The sequence below is a fragment of the Streptomyces sp. NPDC015125 genome (assembly GCF_043080045.1).
Taxonomy (GTDB): Bacteria; Actinomycetota; Actinomycetes; order Streptomycetales; family Streptomycetaceae; genus Streptomyces.
In genome coordinates this window covers 1-17,223 of record NZ_JBIBVF010000034.1, presented here as the reverse complement: position 1 = coordinate 17,223, position 17,223 = coordinate 1, and the positions used below count along the sequence as shown (strand labels likewise).

Below are 17,223 nucleotides of genomic sequence, written 5' to 3'. Positions count from 1 at the left end.
GGTGTCGCCACCGGATCGCTGACCTTCAACACCGCCGGGCCCGCCACGGTCACTGCCACCGTCACCGCGGCCGGCACTGCCTGCGCGTGCACCGGCGTCGTCTCCGCGCCCGTCCCCGTCACCGTCACTCCGCAGACGGGCCCGCTGAGCGTGGCGCCCGCCTGCTGGCACGTCAACCTGCCCATCCCGATTCCGAGCCTGTTCGTGGCGACGCTGACGGCCACCCTCACGCCCGCGCAAGCGGGAGTCACGGTCACCTTCTTCGTCTCCGGCCTGCCGGTGGGCACCGCGGTGACCAACGCCAACGGCATCGCCACCCTCAACGCCGGCCTGTCCATCCTGCAGATCAGCGCCAGCAGCTACACGGCGACCGCCACCGTCGGCGGCGTCCCGGTCCAGGCGACCAACGCCCTGAGGCCCTGCTTCCCGCCGGTGTGAACCGCCGGTGCCCGATCGGCCGGGGCAGCGTGACGGGTCCTGTCGCGGTACTCGCGAAGAGGACTGGTCCACGCAGTGCGGACCCCGGCCTGACGGCCTTCCGGTAAGCGGCTGCTCCCAGGGGTCATCGCTCAAGGGCCGTCGCTCAAGGGCTGTCGCTCAAGGGCTGTCCCCCGTCGTGGAAGGACGGGGGACAGCCCGGCTCAACTTACCGGTGGGCCGGGCGGCATCACGCCGGTCGGCGCCACGCCGGTCGGCAGGAAGCCCGTCGGCAGGAAGCCCGTCGGCACCACGCCCGTCGGCAGGACGGAGACGGGGCGCGGGGAGTGCCGCTGCCGGCCGGGGCAGGTCACCCGCCCCCGATGTCCTCCCGCCACAGCTCCGGCCGCTCCCCGATGAAGTCCCGCATCATCGCCGCGCATTCGGGGTCGTCCAGCAGCACGATGCGTACGCCGTGGCGGGCCAGCCAGTCGTGGCCGCCGTGGAAGGTACGGGCCTCGCCGATCACCACCCGTGAGATGCCGAACTGGCGGACCAGGCCGCTGCAGTACCAGCAGGGGGAGAGGGTGGTGACCATGGTCGTGCCGCGGTAGGTGCGCTGGCGGCCGGCGGCGCGGAAGGCCGCGGTTTCGGCGTGCATGGTGGGGTCGTCGTCCTGGACGCGGCGATTGTGGCCGCGGCCCAGGAGGGTGCCGTCCGGGCCGTAGAGGGCCGCGCCGATCGGGATGCCGCCCTCGGCGAGACCGGTGCGCGCTTCGGCGATTGCCGTCGCCAGCATGGCGCGGGCCTGTTCCTGCACATGGGTGGGGTGGCCGGCCGGGTCGCTGTGGCCGTCCCTGTGGCCGTCGCTGTCGCGGTGGCCGTCGGGGTGGCCGTGCAGGCGGAACTTGTCGCGGTCCTGACCCCAGTCCTGCGTACGGTCCATGAGGTCACCGTACGCCGGGCGGCACCACGCCGGGTGGCACGACGCCGGGCGGCAGGCTCAGGGAGTTTCTTCGGGGCCGTCCGCCGTCCCGCGGTTCTTGCGCCGCAGTTCCTCCTCGCGGCGGCGCAGGTCGGCTTCCCAGTCCTTGAGGAGCGCCTCGTCCTTCTTGTTCTCGTGTTGGAGGGAGCGGAGGAACTCGGGGTTGTCGTCGGGCGCGACGAACTTCGTGCGGTGGTTGCGGTGCCATGCGGAGGGCGTGGAGCCGCCCTCCGTCACCGGCCGCCGCTGCTTGCCCGCCACCAGCCAGGCGACCGGGCCGACCAGCACCTCGCCGAAGAGCAGGATGATCAGCACCCAGACGACCTTGGGCAGTCCGCGCACCTGGGATTCGGGGGTGTTCAGGCAGTCGATGAACGCGTAGATCCACAGTGCGAGCACCAGCAGGACCGGCAGATACCTGAGCATTGCGGACGAGCCCCCTGTATGCGACGGCGGGCCCTCGGCGGGGCCCGGTGACCCGCCCAGGGTAGTGCGTACCCGATACTGGAAGGCATGGCTTACGACGATCTTCGCTCGTTCCTGCGTGCACTGGAGCGGGAGGGCGACCTCAAGCGCATCAAGGCCGAGGTCGACCCGTATCTGGAAATCGGCGAGATCGTGGACCGGGTGCAGAAGTCCGGTGGCCCGGCGCTGCTCTTCGAGAACGTCAAGGGTTCGGCGATGCCGCTCGCCATGAATGTCTACGGGACCGACCGCCGGCTGCTGAAGGCGCTGGGCCTCACGTCGTACGAGGACATCAGCGGCAAGATCGGCGGACTGCTCAAGCCGGAGCTGCCGCAGGGCTTCGTCGGCGTGCGCGAGGCGTTCGGGAAGCTCGCGGGCATGACGCATGTGCCGCCGAAGAAGGTGAAGGGGGAGAGCGCGCCGGTCCAGGAGGTCGTCCTCAAGGGCGACCAGGTCGATCTCGACCAGCTCCCCGCGCTGTTCACCTGGCCCGAGGACGGCGGCTCCTTCTTCAACCTGGGGCTGACGCACACCAAGCACCCCGAGAGCGGCGTGCGCAACCTTGGCCTCTACCGCCTGCAGCGCCACGACAAGCGCACCATCGGCATGCACTGGCAGATCCACAAGGACAGCCGCAACCACTACCAGGTCGCCGCCAAGCGCGGGGAGAAGCTGCCGGTCGCCATCGCCTTCGGCTGCCCGCCGGCCGTGACGTACGCCTCGACCGCGCCGCTGCCCGGTGACATCGACGAGTACCTCTTCGCGGGCTTCCTCCAGGGCAAGCGGATCGAGATGGTCGACTGCAAGACCGTGCCGCTGCAGGTCCCGGCGCACGCCGAGGTCGTCATCGAGGGCTGGCTGGAGCCCGGCGAGATGCTGCCCGAGGGCCCGTTCGGCGACCACACCGGCTTCTACACGCCGCAGGAGCCGTTCCCGGCGCTGACCATCGACTGTGTGACGATGCGTAAGCGGCCGCTGCTCCAGTCGATCGTCGTGGGGCGTCCGCCGACGGAGGACGGGCCGCTGGGCCGGGCGACGGAGCGGTTCTTCCTGCCGCTGCTCAAGATCATCGTCCCGGACATCGTGGACTACCACCTGCCGGAGTCCGGCGGTTTCCACAACTGCGCGATCGTCTCGATCGACAAGAAGTACCCCAAGCACGCGCAGAAGGTCATGCACGCCATCTGGGGCGCGCACATGATGTCGCTGACCAAGCTGATCGTGGTCGTGGACGCGGACTGCGATGTCCACAACCTCCACGAGGTCTCCTGGCGGGCGCTCGGCAACACCGACTACGCCCGCGACCTCACCGTCGTCGAAGGCCCCGTCGACCATCTCGACCACGCCTCCTACCAGCAGTTCTGGGGCGGCAAGGCGGGGATCGACGCGACGGAGAAGTGGCCCGAGGAGGGCTATACGCGCGACGGCGGCTGGCCGCACATGGTCGAGTCCGACCCGCGGACGGCGGCGATGGTCGACCGCCGCTGGAAGGAGTACGGACTCTCATGAGCAGCGCATCCGCAGCGGTCCCGCAGCCGGGCCGCACCAAGGCGTTCCTGCGCCTGGTGATGATCGAGCACTCGGTCTTCGCGCTGCCCTTCGCGTATATCGCCTCCCTGACGGCGATGTACGAAGGGGACCGGCACGTCCACTGGGCCCGGCTGTTCCTCGTCACCCTCGCCATGGTCGGGCTGCGCACGTTCGCGATGGCCGCGAACCGGATCATCGACCGCGAGATCGACGCCCGGAACCCGCGCACCGCGCACCGCGAACTGGTCACCGGCGCGGTGTCGGTGAAGTCGGCGTGGACGGGCGCGGTGATCGCACTCGCCGTCTTCCTGGGCGCGGCTGCGCTGCTGAACTTCCTGTGCCTGGCGCTGGCACCGCTCGCGGTGGTGCCGATGGTGGTCTATCCGTACGGCAAGCGGTTCACGAACTTCCCGCAGGCGATCCTCGGCCTCGCCCAGGCGATGGGCCCGATCGGCGCCTGGCTCGCGATCACCGGGGTCTGGTCCTGGGAGGCGGTGATCCTCGGCCTCGCGGTCGGCGTCTGGATCGGCGGCTTCGATCTGATCTACGCCTGCCAGGACGTGGAGACGGACCGTGAGGTCGGTGTGAAGTCGGTGCCGGCCCGCTTCGGCATCCCGGCCGCGATCTGGGGCGCGCGTGGCTGCCACCTCGTCACGACGGCGCTCTTCGCCTGGTACGCGCTGGCGACCGGCGCGGGCGTGTTCTTCTGGCTGGGCCTGGTGATCGTGGCGGCGGCCTTCCTGTACGAGCACACGATCGTGAAGCCGCACGACCTGACCCGGCTGAACCGGGCGTTCTTCCAGGTCAACGGCTTTATCGGCATTGCGCTCTTTGTCTGCGCGCTGCTGGATCTGCTGGTGCGGGGGCTGACGGTTTGAGGGTCTGAGGGGCTGCGGGCTCTGCAGGGCGGGCTGGCGGTCTGACCTGAGGTGCGGGCTGAGGCCTGCGGGGTGGCCTCACGGTTCGGCGGTCGGGCGCCTCCCGACCTTGCAGGGGCTCGCGTGGGGCCTCTTCTACTCGCAACGATTACGGAGAGTAATCGGTTCCTTGCGAGCCCGTTCCTTGCGAGTCGGTTCCTTGCGAGTCGGTTCCTTGTGAATAGGTTCCTTTGTGAATCGGTGCGTGGTCGGACTAGGTGGCAGGTCGGACACCGGCCCCGGCACGGTCGTCGCCGCGGGGGCGCTCCCGGAAGGCGAAGGCCGCCAGCACCCCGCCGATCAGCCCGAACAGATGCCCCTGCCAGCTGATCCCGTTGTCGGACGGCAGCGCGCCCCACAGGATCGAGCCGTAGAGCACGCCGATGACCAGGCCGATGCCGATGTCGAGGACGCTGCGTTCGATGAAGCCGCGTACCAGCAGATAGCCGAAGAGGCCGAAGACGACGCCCGAGGCGCCCGCGGTGTTGCTGTCCGGCGCGGCGGTGAACCATACGCCCAGCCCGCTGGCGAGGATGATCAGCAGGACGACCGCGAGCAGGCGGGGTACCCCGCTGCGCAGCGCGGCGACAAAGCCGAGCAGCAGCAACGGCAGAGTGTTCGCGGCGAGATGGGCGAAGCCGAAGTGCAGGAAGGCGGCGGGCACCACATCGAGCAGCTCGGCGGGCTCGCGCGGCTGGATGCCGAAGGTGTCCAGGGTGCCGCCGGTGGCGACGTCGACGCCCTCCAGCAGCCAGAGCAGTGCGACCCAGCCCAGCATCAGGCAGATCGCGGGCTTCGCGCGTGATCTCATCTCCGGCCCGTCCCTTCTCGTCCCCCGGTGGGGCGGCCCCTGGTGGGGCGGCCCTCGGCGGGGCCGCGCGAGGGGCGCACAGGTAAGAACGGCCGTGGTGGGGTCCGCGGTTCCGCCGGATAGGCTCGATGCGTGGAGCCGCCGCACAACGACACCAGTAAGCAGGGCCCCGGTCGACGCCGTCCGTGGGTCGTGGGGATTTCCGGCGCGTCCGGGACGCCGTATGCGGCGTCCGTGTTGCGCGGGCTGCTCGCCGCCGGGGAGGCGGTGGATCTGATCGTCAGCCGGGCGTCGCGGCTGACCCTGCTGGACGAGACCGGTATTGCGTTCCGGGATGCTCATTGGCTCGCCGACCTGCGGGAATGGCTGGCGCGCGGGGCGGACGGCAAGCCATCGACGTTTCCGGTGACGGAGGCGGACCTGGCGGATGTGCGGTACTGGCCGGCCGGGGATCTGGCGGCCGGGCCCTCGTCGGGTTCGTATCCGGTGAAGGGGATGCTGATCGTCCCGGCGAGCACGGCGTCCGTGGCCGGGGTGGCGCTCGGGCTCTCGAAGGATCTGCTGCAGCGGGTGGCGAGCGTGACGCTCAAGGAGCGGCGGCGGCTGGTGGTCGCGGTGCGCGAGACCCCGCTGAACGGTCCGACGCTCAAACATCTGGTGACGCTGGACGAGGCGGGCGCCGTGGTGCTGCCCGCCTCACCGGCGTTCTATGCGGGGGCGACGCACATCCAGGATCTGGTGGACTTCGTCGCCGGCCGGGTGCTCGATGCGGCGGAGGTGCCGCACGGGCTCTACCGGCGTTGGGAGGGGGAGCTGCGGGGCGGCTCCAAGGAAGCGGAGGAGGCCCCGGACGCTCGCTAGCGCTTCTTCGCTGCGGCGGCGCGGCCGAAGAGGCGAAGGGTCCGTGGTGCCGCGGCCCGGTGGGCACGTGAACGATTGGCCTGGTCCTGCAGCTCGCGCATGCGGGCGTAGGCCATCTCGATCGAGTACACGGTGACAACTCCTGGGATCGTCTTGAACTTCTTGCGTGAACGTCTTGATCGTTTTAAAGATTCACAGGATCAAGGCCCTGTATGCCTTAGATTCTACATGCAGAACTCGAATATGCGTAAAGATTGGAAGGCTTGAGGGCATGGACGCGGTGGATAGGCAGCTCATCCAGGCACTTCGCGAGAACGGCCGGGCCTCCTACGCGGAGCTCGGCCGGCTCGTCGGCCTCTCCGGGCCCAGCGTCACGGACCGGATCAACCGCCTCGAAGCGGCGGGCGTGATCACCGGATATCGCGCGACGGTGGACGCCGCCTCGCTCGGCCTCGGTGTCACGGCGCTGGTGGGCATCTCGCTGTCGGACGCCACCGACCACGAGGACGTCGCGCAACGGCTGCGCGACCTCGAAGAGATCGAGGACTGCTGGTTCATCGCCGGCGACGACTCGTACATGCTCAAGGTGCGCGTGGGCGACGTCGACGGGCTGGAGCGCACCATCCGGCGGCTGTCCGGCACCAAGGGCGTCTCCCGTACGCGGACCACCATCGTGCTCTCCACCAAGTGGGAGAACCGCGTCGGCCAGCTGCCCGAAGAGGCGGAGTAGGCGGAGTAGGCCGGGTGGGGCAGTGGGGCGAGTGGGGCAGTGGGGCGAGTGGGCCCACCGGCGCCCGGCCGGCGCCCGTGAGCGGACGGGCGCGCCAAGGGGCCCCCGTCCGCCCCTACCACGGGGGAGTACGCTCGTCGGAGCCCGTTTCCGGCTCCGAACAGGTACCGAAACGGCACCGAATACGGCAGAGACTGGGAGGCGACCGGATGGCTGCGTCGATGGATGTGGGCCTCAAGCGTGAGCTGGAGGCGAAGGTCCACGCCGGGGAGCGGCTGACCCGCGAGGACGGTATCGCCCTCTACGAGTCCGACGACCTGGCATGGCTGGGCGGCCTCGCCCATGAGGTGCGCACGCGCAAGAACGGCGACGTCGTCCACTTCAACGTCAACCGCCACCTCAACATGACGAATGTGTGCACCGCGTCGTGCGCCTACTGCTCCTTCCAGCGCAAGCCGGGCGAGAAGGACGCGTACACGATGCGCATCGAGGAGGCCGTCCGCCTCGCCAAGGCGATGGAGGGCGAGAACCTCACCGAGCTGCACATCGTCAACGGTCTGCACCCGACCCTGCCGTGGCGCTACTACCCGCGCTCCCTCAAGGCCCTCAAGGAAGCCCTCCCGGAGGTCTCCCTCAAGGCCTTCACCGCCACCGAGATCCACCACTTCGAGACCATCTCGGGCCTGACCGCCTCCGAGATCCTCGACGAGCTGATCGACGCCGGCCTGGAGTCGCTGACCGGCGGCGGCGCCGAGATCTTCGACTGGGAGGTCCGGCAGCACATCGTCGACCACCGCACCCACTGGGAAGACTGGTCGCGGATCCACCGCCTCGCCCACGAGAAGGGCCTCAAGACCCCCTCGACGATGCTCTACGGGCACATCGAGGAGCCCCGCCACCGCGTCGACCACGTCCTGCGGCTGCGTGAGCTCCAGGACGAGACCGGCGGCTTCCAGGTCTTCATCCCGCTGCGTTACCAGCACGACTTCGTGGACATGCAGGACGGCAAGGTCCGCAACAAGCTCCAGGCCCGCACGACGATGGCGACCGGCGCGGAGGCCCTGAAGACCTTCGCGGTCTCCCGTCTCCTCTTCGACAACGTCCCCCACGTGAAGTGCTTCTGGGTGATGCACGGCCTACAGACCACCCAGCTCGCGCTCCAGCACGGCGCGGACGACATGGACGGCTCGGTCGTCGAGTACAAGATCACGCACGATGCGGACAACTACGGCACGCCCAACAAGCTGACCCGTGAGGACCTGCTCGACCTGATCCGCGACGCCGGCTTCCGCCCGATCGAGCGCAACACCCGCTACGAGGCCATCCGCGAGTACCCGGGCCCCGACCCGGACCGCCGCGAATCCCCCCAGGCGATGCGCGTCTGACCTGCGCGGAAGCGCTGCCGGTGGGGTGAGAGCCGGCGGTCGGTGGTGAGGGTGAGGGGCCGGTGGCGAGAGTGAGGGTCCGGGGCATGAACGTGCGTTTCGTGCGTTTCGACCTGGACCCTTCCGTCACCCCCGAACTCCGCGACGGGATATGCAGGTTGTGGGCCGATGTCTCCAACGCCGGCGGCGCGGTCGGTTTCCTCCCTCCGGTGTCGCCCGAGGAGATCCGCCCCGATCTGCTCACGCAGCTGACGGCCATGGCCGAGGGCCGCACCCGTCTGATGGTCGGCCGCGATACGGACGGCCGGGTGCTGGCCACGGCGTTCCTCACCTTCAACGGCCACCGCATGATGACGCACTGGCTGTGGGTCTACACGGTCATGGTCCACCCCTCGCTCCAGGGGCAGGGCGTCGGCCGCCGGCTGATGGCCGCGGTCGCCGAGGCCGCCCGCACCTTCGACGGCGTCACCGCGCTCCGTCTCACCTGCCGCGGCGGCACGGGCGTCCACCGCTTCTACGAGGCCTGCGGCTACAAAGAGGTCGGGCGCGTCCCGGGCGCGATCAAGCTGGCCGACGGTGCATTCCGCGATGACGTCACCATGTGGCTGGAGCTGGGCTGACCGGCGGGCGGACGGGCGGGGGCAGCGGCGGGGGCCGCGAAGATCGCCCGAAGCGCTGTGCTTGACTGGATGCAGACCCTTTAGGTTGCCGTTGAGGAGAAGGTCCCATCCGTGAGTAGCCACAACTTCGCCACGCTCCGCTACACCGCCCTTCGCATCGGCCTCTTCGTCGCCTCGTTCGCCCTGGTGTGGGCGCTGGCGTATGTCCACGTCATCCCGATCGCCGTCGGTGCCTCCAACAGCGTCTGGCTGCTGCTGCTCGCCATCGTGATCTCCGCGCCGCTCAGCTTTGTGCTGCTGCGCAAGCAGCGGGATGCGATGTCCGAGCAGATCGTCGCCAAGGTCGACCGGCAGCGCGAGCGCCTCATGGCCAACGCAGGCCAGGAGGACGTTCCGCAGTAACAGGCCGCAGTAACAGGCCGCAGTGGCAGGCCGCAGTAGCAGGTCGCAGGAACAGCCTGCAGTAACGGTCCGCAGTAACGGTCCGCAGCAAAGGCCTGGACCTTTATGTAAGACGCCTCACAGCCGCTTCTCCACGACAGGCGCCCGGCGCCATGGATTCCGCTCCATGGCCGGGCGCCTGTGGCGTTTTTGACGGAGGGTCCGGTGTGCCGCTCACCCCGCCGGTCTCTCCGGAACCCAAAGATTTTCTTTGGGTTCCTCAAAGTTCAAGTGTTAATGTACTTGCCATGAAGACAGCAGCCGCGCCCTCGCCCCCCAGGAGCACTCCGCTCGTGGCGCGCCTGCACGTCGATCTCTGCCGCTGTATGTCCGCGGCCTGTTGCCGCCGCTGACCGCTCTCCTCAGCGGCCGGAGATCTTCTCCCCGACCCCTCCGGGCGGGAGAGGCCCCCTTCGCGTCTGCTCCGCAGCCGCTCTCCTCCTGGCGCGCTTCTTTCGCCGTCCCGCCGTCCCCGCCGTCCTTGACGTCTCACCTGTCCCCGGAGTGTGTCCGTTGTCCACGTCTGCCGAGACCGCAGAGCCCTCACAGGCTCCCCGGACCCCCAAGTCCTCCCGCATACCCAAGGTCCCGTTCTGGGTGCAGATCCTGGCCGGCCTCGCCCTGGGCGTGCTGCTCGGCTGGATCGCCAAGAGCGGTGACATCGGCTGGCTCACCACCACGCTGCAGCACATCGGCGACCTCTTCGTCCAGTTGCTGAAGCTCGCCGTGGCCCCGCTGGTCTTCTTCGCGATCCTGGTGTCGATCACCAACCTGCGGCAGGTCAACAACGCCGCCCGGCTCGCCAGCCGCACCCTGCTGTGGTTCATGGCCACCTCGCTGATCGCCGTCGCGATCGGCCTGGCGATCGGCCTGCTCACCCACCCCGGCGCGGGCACCGGCCTGACCCCCAAGGACGGCAAGCTCCCCGACCACGCGGGCTCCTGGATCGACTTCCTGACCGGCATCGTCCCCACCGACATCATCACGCCGTTCACCGAGCTCAACGTCCTGCAGATCGTCTTCATGGCGGCCGTCGCCGGTATCGCGGCCCTCCAGCTCGGCGAGAAGGCCGAGCCGGTCCTCACGATCAGCCGCTCGGTCCTCGAACTGCTCCAGAAGGCCCTGTGGTGGGTCATCCGCCTCGCCCCGATCGGCACCGTCGGCCTCATCGGCAACGCCATCGCGACGTACGGGTGGAACCTGATCGGCAAGTACGCGACCTTCACCGTCGACATCTACGTCGGCTGCGCGCTCGTCCTCTTCGGCGTCTACCCGCTGCTGCTGTCGACCGTCGCCAAGGTCAACCCGCTGCAGTTCTTCCGCGGCGCCTGGCCCGCCATCCAGCTGGCCTTCGTCTCGCGCTCGTCGGTCGGCACCATGCCGGTCACCCAGCAGGTCACCGAGCGCCTCGGTGTGCCGCGCGAGTACGCCTCCTTCGCGGTGCCGTTCGGCTCGACGACCAAGATGGACGGCTGCGCCTCGATCTACCCGGCGATCGCCGCGATCTTCATCGCCCAGATCTTCGACGTCCACCTCGGCATCGGCGACTACGTCCTGATCGCCTTCGTCTCCGTCATCGGCTCCGCCGCCACCGCCGGTCTGACCGGCGCGACGGTGATGCTGACGCTGACCCTCTCCACCCTGGGCCTGCCCCTGGAGGGCGTCGGTCTGCTGATGGCCATCGACCCGATCCTGGACATGATGCGTACGGCCACCAACGTGGCCGGCCAGTCGGTCATCCCGATCCTGGTGTCCGCCAGGGAGAAGATCCTGGACCGCGAGGCGTACAACGGCGCCACGAGCATCAGCCTGGGCTCGGCCACTGCCGACGACGCGGACGAGAAGGTCTCCGTGCCGGCTGTTGCCTAGCCTGAGCCCGCCCTCCGTCTGCGCCCCGATCTGCTGAGGCCGGGGCGCAGACGTATACGGCACGTCACCGTGCCCAGGGTTCTGAAACGCTGCGGCCCGCACCCTTCGGGGTGCGGGCTGCTTGCTTCGATCCCCCAACTGTTCCTGATGGCGGCCACCCTGTGCCCTTTCGGCAACTCTTCGCCGACCCCCGACCCCCGACGCGGCCCGGCTGGAACCCGGATCCAAATCCAGCCCCGGTCCTGGCCCTGACGAAGCGCGGACGCGCTCCCGGTCTTCACGAAAGGCGGGAGCGCGTCTGTGCGTTGCTGTCGGGTGGCGTTGGGCGGCGTCGGGCGGCGTCGGGTGGTGCGAGGCGGCTCCGGGGGGCGTCAGTCTTTTGTCGCTCCCGTATGGCCCAGGATTGCCGTGGCGAGTGGCTCCAGTACGGCGGGCGGCAGGGCATGGCCCATCCCCGGGACCTCGACGAAGGACGCACCGCGGATGCACTGCGCGAGGTGCTGGGGGTGCGGCGGCGGGAAGACCGGGTCGGCGGGTGCGCAGACCACGAGCGCCGGCACCTCGTTCCTGGCGAGCTGGTCCGTGCGGAGCATCCCGTCGTGCTCCGCACGGCCGTGCGCGGTGCTCGTCCGGTAGTGCCCCGTGTGCGCGATGACGCGATGCTCAAAAGCACGGAAAAAGTCGGTATCGAAGGGGAGTTGGCCGCCGGTGAGTACCCGCCAGTCCTCGATCCGGCGCTGCACCTCGGCCGCCTGTCCGTGATCCTCGACCGGGCGGGCCCACAGCTCCAGGACCTCGGGGGCGATGCCCGGCAACTCGTCGACCGGGACCGTGCCGCCGTCGGGGCGGGTGTACGGGGTGCTGCTGAGGGCGCTGGTGCTGATGAGAGTGGCGCTGAGCAGTCGGTCGGGGTGGTCGGCGAGCACCATCTGGGCCAGCATGCCGCCCAATGACATGCCGACGATATGAGCCCGGTCGATACCCAGCCCGTCCAGGACTGCGATCACGTCATCCGCGAGATCGGCGATCCGGTACGGCTGCTCCTCGAAGGGCCAGGTCGAGCGGCCGGTGTCGCGGTGGTCGTAGCGGATGACCCGGTGGTGCGCGGCAAGTGCATCGACCAGTGGCTCCGGCCAGCCGATGCCGCTCGCCTGGGCGCCCATGACCAGCAGCAAGGGATCTGCAGCGGTGGGACCGCGCTGCTCGGTCCACAGGCGGATGCCGGGGGCGGCGTCGATGAACTGCTGCATGGGTCGGTCCTCCAGGAGAGCGGGCTGGGGTATCGCAGCCACATCCATATCGAATGGCGGAACGAGACGTATCGTCTCGCCTTGGCGAGGAACGTGTCAAGGAAGTGAGGTCGGGAGGCGAAGATCGTAAACTTACTTTGCAGTAAAGGGGCGGGACGGAGGGACGTTCAGGGTGGGAGCTGTGAAGAGCAAGCGGGTGCCGCGTGCTGTCCGGGAGCAGCAGATGATGGACGCCGCGGTGCTGACCTTCGCACGGCATGGATATGCGGCGGCCTCGATGGACGAGGTCGCCGAGGCGGCGGGGGTCTCCAAGCCGCTGGTCTACCTCTACCTGAATTCGAAGGAAGACCTGTTCAGTGCGGTGATCCGGCGGGAGTCGGAGGCGCTGGTGGCGGCCGTGACGGCGGCCGTCGAGCCGGGGGCGACGGCCGACCGGCAGTTGTGGAGCGGGCTGCGCGGGTTCTTCGCGCACACCGCCGAGTATCCGGACGGCTGGGCCGTACTCCATCAGCAGGCACGGACGCATGGTGAGCCGTTTGCACGCGAAGTGGCCGTGATGCGGGCGGAGATCGTCGCATTTGTGACGGAGCTGATCGGTGCGGCCGCAAAGGAGGCGGGCTGTGCCGGCGAGCTGGCCGAACGGGAGGTCGCCGGGCTTGCCCATGCCCTGGTGGGTGCGGCCGAGTCCCTCGCCGGGTGGGCCAATGTCCGTACGGACGAAGGGCCTTCGGGTGAGTGCGAGCATCCGTCGGCGAAGGACACGGCGGCCACGATGATGAACTTCGTCTGGGCGGGCCTCGGCCGCCTGATGGAGGGCGAACGGTGGGTGCCCGGCGGACTCATCGGCCGGCAGGGCCGGTCGGCCGCCAGGGGGTGATCGGCGGTGGTGAGCGCTCGGCGGCGTTGAGTGCTCGGCGGCGGTGAGTGCTCAGCAGTAGTGGTGGACCAGGGGCAGGAAGACCTGGTCCACCACTTCGGCGACGGTCGCTGGTGACGGGGCGCGGTGGGTGAGCAGGACTTCGCCGACCACGAGCGTGAAGGGCAGGGCGATCACCCGGGCGGGAAGGCGGGACGGGTCGAGTTCCCCGCGCTGCGCCGCACGGTCGAGCGCGGCTTCCATCGCCTCCCGGCCCGCTTGGTACGTGCGCTCCTCCACGAACCGGCTGAGGTCGCTGTCGCGGGCGCGAGCGTCGGTGACAGCCTGGAGTACCGGGGTCATCTCGGTCATCTGCGCGGTGGCGCTGTGCAGCAGGGCGAGGACATCGGACCGCAGCGCTCCGGTGTCCGGCGGGGGCGGCGGCAGGGGCGGCGCCTGGCGGCCCAGTGCGGCCAGGACCAGATCGAGGCGCTGGGGCCATCGCCGGTAGAGCACCGTGCGGCTGGTGTGGGCGCGGGCCGCCACGGCCTCGTACGTCAGGGCGTGGTAGCCGACGGCGAGAAGCTCCTCCCAGGCGGCCTGGAGCAGGGCGTCTTCCAGTGCCGCACCTCGTCGGCGACGTCCCGCGGGGGCGGGCCCGGTCGCATCAGGGGGCCCGGTCGGCTCGGCGGGTGCGGTCGACTTGTCGGACTCGGCAAGTCCGGCGGGCTCGGCGGGCTCGGCGGGTGCGGCGGGTGCGTACGTCTCGGCCGTCTCGGCCGGCTCGTACGGCTCGTACGGCTCGGCCGGTGAGTCGTGGGAAGTTCCCGGCGGCTGCCGCCGGCCGCCGCCATTCACATCTTTAGGCACAGCATGTACCTTACCGCTGACGCACATAAGATACACACTGAACCTTATGGAGGTCTGATGCGCGGCAAGGGAGTGCAGTACGACACCGGAACGTTTCCCAGCGGCGACAGCACCCGCCGTACCTTCGAACCCCGCGTGGTGGAGCGCGAGATGCAGGTCATCGCCGAGGAGCTGCACTGCACCACGGTCCGCGTCACCGGCGGCGACCCGGAACGGCTCAGCACGGCAGCCGAGTTCGCGGCCGCCGCCGGTCTGGAGGTGTGGTTCTCGCCGTTCCCCTGCGAGATGACGGAGGAGCAGCTGCTCCCGTACTTCGCCGACTGCGCCGACCGGGCCGAAGCCCTGCGCGGACAGGGGGCCGAGGTCGTGCTGGTCACCGGGTGCGAGCTGAGCCTGTTCGCCCACGGCTATCTGCCCGGCGACACCTTCTCCGACCGTATGCAGACCCTCCGCGCCGAGCCCGACGTACGGGCGGCCGCCCTCGCGGGGATCCCGGAGCGGATCAACGGCTTCCTCGGCGAGGTCGTCAAGACGGTCCGCCCTCGGTTCGCGGGCCCGCTCAGCTATGCCTCCATCCCGATCGAGCACATCGACTGGCGCCCCTTCGACATCGTCGGCGTCGATGCCTACCGCAACCTGCGAAACGCCGGCACCTACCGCGACGACCTGCGGCAGTACTTCGCCCACGGAAAGCCGGTCGCCATCACGGAGGTGGGCTGCTGCACGTTCCGCGGCGCCGGTGACCTCGGCGCGGGCGGCTGGACGGTGATCGGCGCGGACGGCCGGGTTTCACCCGGGACGGTGCGGGACGAGGGAGAACAGGTCCGCTATATGCGCGACCTGCTCCCCGTTTTCGAGGAGGAAGGTGTCGACACCCTCTTCTGGTTCAGCTTCGCCGGCTTCGAACTGCCGCACCGGCCGGACCCCTTGACCGATCTGGACCTGGGCTCCTACGGCGTCGTCAAGATGCTCGACGGTACCCCCTCGTCCACCCATCCCGGCCTGCCCTGGGAGCCGAAAGAGGCCTTCCACGTCCTCGCCGAGTACTACACGCGCCCCTCCTGACCGAGGCCCGCGGACGTCAGGCGGTGGGCCGGCGGGGCGACGGGCCCGCGGGTCGGCGGCCCGCCGGACGGGCGGACGGACGGACGAGCGGACGGGCGGACGAGCGGACGGACGGGCGGACGGACGGCACCGGCGAACGAACGGCACGGGGATCGGGTGCACTGCGGCGGGTGGACGTCGCTCCTCTCCGGCTCCGGCGGGCTCGGGCGGGCTCCGGCGGGCCTGGGATGCGGCAGACCGGGACGGGCCGGGGCGAGGCGGACCAAGGGGCGGCCGAGGAGTGGCAGGAGGCGGCCGGAGGGACGGGCGGAGGGGGCGGCCGGAGTGACGACCGGGCCCGGAATTGCCGAGATCAAGGGCGTGACGGCCATTGGCCAACTCCCGGCCCTCGCGTAAATTTACTTCAAAGTAAGGTTACTGTCAGGTCAGAAGCTGGGTCGAGGATGTGTTCCACGGATTCCCCCGCCGGGGGCGAGCCTTCCGCCATCGGCTGTTATCGCCGTTCCCGCGCTGCCGTAACGCACCCTGCCCCAGCGGGTGTCCGGATCTGACGACGCCAACGCCACGATGACGCCCGGCAGTCCGACCCCACGGACAGGCCGGGCGCGGCCTTCGTCTGCCGCTGCCCGGTTGCGGCCCACGCCGGCCCGGCGCTCCGGTCCCCGCAGCCGCAGCCGCAGCCGCAGCCGCAGCCGCAGCCGCAGCCGCAGCCGCAGCCGCAGCCGCAGCCGCAGCCGCAGCCGCACCCCGGCCCTCCCTGCCCCTCCCCGCACTCCACAGGAGAATCGAGGACCCGCTCGTGTTCAACCAGGAAAGTGCCGCCCCCGCCTCACCCGCCGACCAGGCCGACGTCCCCGCTGCCCCCGCTGCCTCCACCGCCCCCGCTGCCTCCACCGTCCCCGCTTCTCCGTACCCCGCCCCCGCCCTCGTAGAGCCACAAAAGACCCTGGTGGGCGGCACGGTCCGCGAGGTCTATGTCCCGGCACTGGCCCCGCCCGTCCACAGCGGCTCGCTCGGCGACATCCCCTTCCACAACGCCGCCGAGGCCCCCGCCGACATCGTCCTGGCACGTAAGCAGCCCAGCGGCACCTGGCGCGACATCACCGCGGCGGAGTTCGCCGTCGAGGTGCGCGCGGCCGCCAAGGGCCTGATCGCGTACGGCCTCCGCCCCGGCGACCGGCTCGCGATCATGGCCCGTACGACCTACGAGTGGACCCTCATCGACTTCGCCGCCTGGGCGGCCGGTCTGGTCACCGTCCCCCTCTACCCGACGTCCTCGGCCCGCCAGGCGCAATGGATCCTGCACGACTCCGGTGCCCGCGCCTGCGTCGTGGAGAACGTCGAGGAGACCCGCCTGATCAGCGGTATGCGCAATGAGCTCCCCGGCCTTGACCACCTCTGGCAGTTCAACACCGGCGCCGTCGCCCAACTCGCCGCCGAGGGCCGCGCCCTGCCGGACTCGGTGGTGGACGAGCGCCGTGCCGCCACCGGCCCGTACGACCTCGCCACGCTCATCTACACCTCGGGCACCACCGGCCGCCCCAAGGGCTGCGCCCTCACCCACGCCAACTTCTTCGCCGAGGTCGACAACTCCGTCGAACTCCTGCACCCCGTCTTCAAGTCGGTCAGCGAGGAGCCCGCCTCCACTCTCCTCTTCCTGCCCCTCTCGCACGTTTTCGGCCGCATGGTCGCCGTCGGCGCTCTGCGCGCCCGGGTCCGTCTCGGCCACGCCCCCAGCATCCAGACCGACGACCTGCTGACCGACCTGGCAGGCTTCCGGCCGACCTTCCTCCTCGGCATCCCCTACGTCCTGGAGAAGGTCTACAACACCGGCCGGGCCACCGCGGAGAAGATGGGCCGCGCCGCCTCCTTCGACCGCGCGGCCCGTATCGCCCGCTCCTACGGCGAGGCGGTGGAAGCCAAGGAGCACGGGACGGGCTCCGGCCCCGGTGTCGCCCTCAAAGCCGCCCGCAAGTTCTACGACCCGCTCGTCTACCGCCGTATCCGCGCGGCCCTCGGCGGCAAGGTCCGCTACATCCTCAGCGGCGGCTCGCCCCTAGGCAGTTTCGTTTGGATCAGCTGGTCGTTGGTCCTGGTGTGCCGTTAACAGATGCGCAATGGGCGCGGATCGAGCCGTTGCTTCCGGACCGG

General features: G+C 69.9%; 18 protein-coding genes and 1 pseudogene. 12 read left to right on the top strand and 7 right to left on the bottom strand.

Features of this window, described 5'->3' with window-relative positions:
• Positions 1-438, top strand: a pseudogene (locus ACF088_RS39905) (hypothetical protein); the annotation flags it as partial.
• 349 nt (positions 439-787) lie between these two features.
• On the opposite strand, the gene ACF088_RS39900 reads toward ACF088_RS39905, so the two are convergent.
• Both ACF088_RS39900 and ACF088_RS39895 read right to left on the bottom strand, forming a co-directional pair.
• Positions 788-1,363 carry a nucleoside deaminase gene (locus tag ACF088_RS39900; RefSeq protein ID WP_392380893.1) on the bottom strand — a complete coding sequence of 192 codons (576 nt, stop codon included), beginning with the start codon at positions 1,361-1,363 and terminating at the stop codon, positions 788-790.
• A 57-nt stretch (positions 1,364-1,420) separates the two neighbouring features.
• Entirely contained in the window at positions 1,421-1,828 is a 408-nt protein-coding gene (locus tag ACF088_RS39895; RefSeq protein WP_392380892.1) for a PLD nuclease N-terminal domain-containing protein, read from the bottom strand.
• A gap of 87 nt (positions 1,829-1,915) precedes the next feature.
• Here ACF088_RS39895 and ACF088_RS39890 point away from each other — a divergent pair, with 87 nt between their 5' ends.
• Entirely contained in the window at positions 1,916-3,376 is a 1,461-nt protein-coding gene (locus tag ACF088_RS39890; RefSeq protein ID WP_392380891.1) for a menaquinone biosynthesis decarboxylase, read from the top strand.
• The gene (gene mqnP, locus ACF088_RS39885; protein WP_392380890.1) at positions 3,373-4,275 is read left to right on the top strand and encodes a menaquinone biosynthesis prenyltransferase MqnP; all 903 of its coding nucleotides are present in this window, start codon (positions 3,373-3,375) and stop codon (positions 4,273-4,275) included. Before ACF088_RS39890 ends, mqnP begins: the two co-directional genes overlap by 4 nt.
• Before the next feature lie 253 nt (positions 4,276-4,528).
• Here the strand turns inward: mqnP and ACF088_RS39880 are convergent, their stop codons facing one another.
• The gene (locus tag ACF088_RS39880; RefSeq protein WP_392380889.1) at positions 4,529-5,125 is read right to left on the bottom strand and encodes a rhomboid family intramembrane serine protease; all 597 of its coding nucleotides are present in this window, start codon (positions 5,123-5,125) and stop codon (positions 4,529-4,531) included.
• A gap of 132 nt (positions 5,126-5,257) precedes the next feature.
• On the opposite strand from ACF088_RS39880, the gene ACF088_RS39875 reads away from it, so the two are divergent.
• Positions 5,258-5,986 (top strand): UbiX family flavin prenyltransferase, encoded by a 729-nt coding sequence (locus ACF088_RS39875; protein ID WP_392380888.1) that lies wholly within the window; start codon positions 5,258-5,260, stop codon positions 5,984-5,986.
• Here ACF088_RS39875 and ACF088_RS39870 read toward each other — a convergent pair.
• Positions 5,983-6,117, bottom strand: a complete 135-nt coding sequence (locus ACF088_RS39870; RefSeq protein ID WP_392380887.1) for a hypothetical protein — start codon at positions 6,115-6,117, stop codon at positions 5,983-5,985. The two genes, ACF088_RS39875 and ACF088_RS39870, sit on opposite strands and share 4 nt — an antisense overlap.
• A 140-nt stretch (positions 6,118-6,257) precedes the next feature.
• On the opposite strand from ACF088_RS39870, the gene ACF088_RS39865 reads away from it, so the two are divergent.
• From ACF088_RS39865 to ACF088_RS39845, 5 genes are all read left to right on the top strand, one after another.
• Positions 6,258-6,716: an Lrp/AsnC family transcriptional regulator gene (locus tag ACF088_RS39865; protein ID WP_042155701.1), complete on the top strand. Its 459-nt coding sequence runs from the start codon at positions 6,258-6,260 to the stop codon at positions 6,714-6,716.
• A gap of 221 nt (positions 6,717-6,937) precedes the next feature.
• A complete protein-coding gene (mqnE, locus tag ACF088_RS39860; RefSeq protein ID WP_392380941.1) occupies positions 6,938-8,101 on the top strand; it encodes an aminofutalosine synthase MqnE in 1,164 nt (387 codons plus the stop codon).
• 86 nt (positions 8,102-8,187) lie between these two features.
• Positions 8,188-8,721 (top strand): GNAT family N-acetyltransferase, encoded by a 534-nt coding sequence (locus ACF088_RS39855; protein WP_392380886.1) that lies wholly within the window; start codon positions 8,188-8,190, stop codon positions 8,719-8,721.
• Positions 8,722-8,832: 111 nt separating this feature from the next.
• Positions 8,833-9,123, top strand: coding sequence for a DUF4229 domain-containing protein (locus tag ACF088_RS39850; protein WP_392380885.1), 291 nt, complete (start codon positions 8,833-8,835; stop codon positions 9,121-9,123).
• A gap of 552 nt (positions 9,124-9,675) precedes the next feature.
• Positions 9,676-11,031: a dicarboxylate/amino acid:cation symporter gene (locus ACF088_RS39845; protein ID WP_392380884.1), complete on the top strand. Its 1,356-nt coding sequence runs from the start codon at positions 9,676-9,678 to the stop codon at positions 11,029-11,031.
• Between the two features lie 371 nt (positions 11,032-11,402).
• On the opposite strand, the gene ACF088_RS39840 is transcribed toward ACF088_RS39845, so the two are convergent.
• On the bottom strand, positions 11,403-12,281 hold the full coding sequence (locus ACF088_RS39840) for an alpha/beta fold hydrolase (protein ID WP_392380883.1): 879 nt from the start codon (positions 12,279-12,281) through the stop codon (positions 11,403-11,405).
• Between the two features lie 172 nt (positions 12,282-12,453).
• Between ACF088_RS39840 and ACF088_RS39835 the strand changes: the two genes are divergently transcribed.
• Positions 12,454-13,158 carry a TetR/AcrR family transcriptional regulator gene (locus tag ACF088_RS39835; protein WP_392380882.1) on the top strand — a complete coding sequence of 235 codons (705 nt, stop codon included), beginning with the start codon at positions 12,454-12,456 and terminating at the stop codon, positions 13,156-13,158.
• Between the two features lie 51 nt (positions 13,159-13,209).
• Here the strand turns inward: ACF088_RS39835 and ACF088_RS39830 are convergent, their stop codons facing one another.
• Positions 13,210-14,007 (bottom strand): TetR/AcrR family transcriptional regulator, encoded by a 798-nt coding sequence (locus ACF088_RS39830; protein ID WP_392380881.1) that lies wholly within the window; start codon positions 14,005-14,007, stop codon positions 13,210-13,212.
• A 57-nt stretch (positions 14,008-14,064) separates the two neighbouring features.
• Here ACF088_RS39830 and ACF088_RS39825 point away from each other — a divergent pair, with 57 nt between their 5' ends.
• A complete protein-coding gene (locus ACF088_RS39825; protein WP_392380880.1) occupies positions 14,065-15,072 on the top strand; it encodes a hypothetical protein in 1,008 nt (335 codons plus the stop codon).
• 425 nt (positions 15,073-15,497) lie between these two features.
• Here the strand turns inward: ACF088_RS39825 and ACF088_RS39820 are convergent, their stop codons facing one another.
• The gene (locus ACF088_RS39820) at positions 15,498-15,818 is read right to left on the bottom strand and encodes a hypothetical protein (protein WP_392380879.1); all 321 of its coding nucleotides are present in this window, start codon (positions 15,816-15,818) and stop codon (positions 15,498-15,500) included.
• A 200-nt stretch (positions 15,819-16,018) separates the two neighbouring features.
• Between ACF088_RS39820 and ACF088_RS39815 the strand changes: the two genes are divergently transcribed.
• Entirely contained in the window at positions 16,019-17,179 is a 1,161-nt protein-coding gene (locus ACF088_RS39815) for an AMP-binding protein (RefSeq protein ID WP_392380940.1), read from the top strand.
• Positions 17,180-17,223: the final 44 nt, after the last annotated feature.

Excerpts from the sequence above, each read along its gene's own strand:
- mqnP (WP_392380890.1), top strand. The coding sequence starts at position 3,373 with ATGAGCAGCGCATCCGCAGCGGTCCCGCAGCCGGGCCGCACCAAGGCG.
- ACF088_RS39880 (WP_392380889.1), bottom strand. The coding sequence starts at position 5,125 with ATGAGATCACGCGCGAAGCCCGCGATCTGCCTGATGCTGGGCTGGGTC.
- ACF088_RS39895 (WP_392380892.1), bottom strand. The coding sequence starts at position 1,828 with ATGCTCAGGTATCTGCCGGTCCTGCTGGTGCTCGCACTGTGGATCTAC.
- ACF088_RS39865 (WP_042155701.1), top strand. The coding sequence starts at position 6,258 with ATGGACGCGGTGGATAGGCAGCTCATCCAGGCACTTCGCGAGAACGGC.
- ACF088_RS39825 (WP_392380880.1), top strand. The coding sequence starts at position 14,065 with ATGCGCGGCAAGGGAGTGCAGTACGACACCGGAACGTTTCCCAGCGGC.
- ACF088_RS39900 (WP_392380893.1), bottom strand. The coding sequence starts at position 1,363 with ATGGACCGTACGCAGGACTGGGGTCAGGACCGCGACAAGTTCCGCCTG.
- ACF088_RS39890 (WP_392380891.1), top strand. The coding sequence starts at position 1,916 with ATGGCTTACGACGATCTTCGCTCGTTCCTGCGTGCACTGGAGCGGGAG.
- ACF088_RS39855 (WP_392380886.1), top strand. The coding sequence starts at position 8,188 with ATGAACGTGCGTTTCGTGCGTTTCGACCTGGACCCTTCCGTCACCCCC.
- ACF088_RS39840 (WP_392380883.1), bottom strand. The coding sequence starts at position 12,281 with ATGCAGCAGTTCATCGACGCCGCCCCCGGCATCCGCCTGTGGACCGAG.
- mqnE (WP_392380941.1), top strand. The coding sequence starts at position 6,938 with ATGGATGTGGGCCTCAAGCGTGAGCTGGAGGCGAAGGTCCACGCCGGG.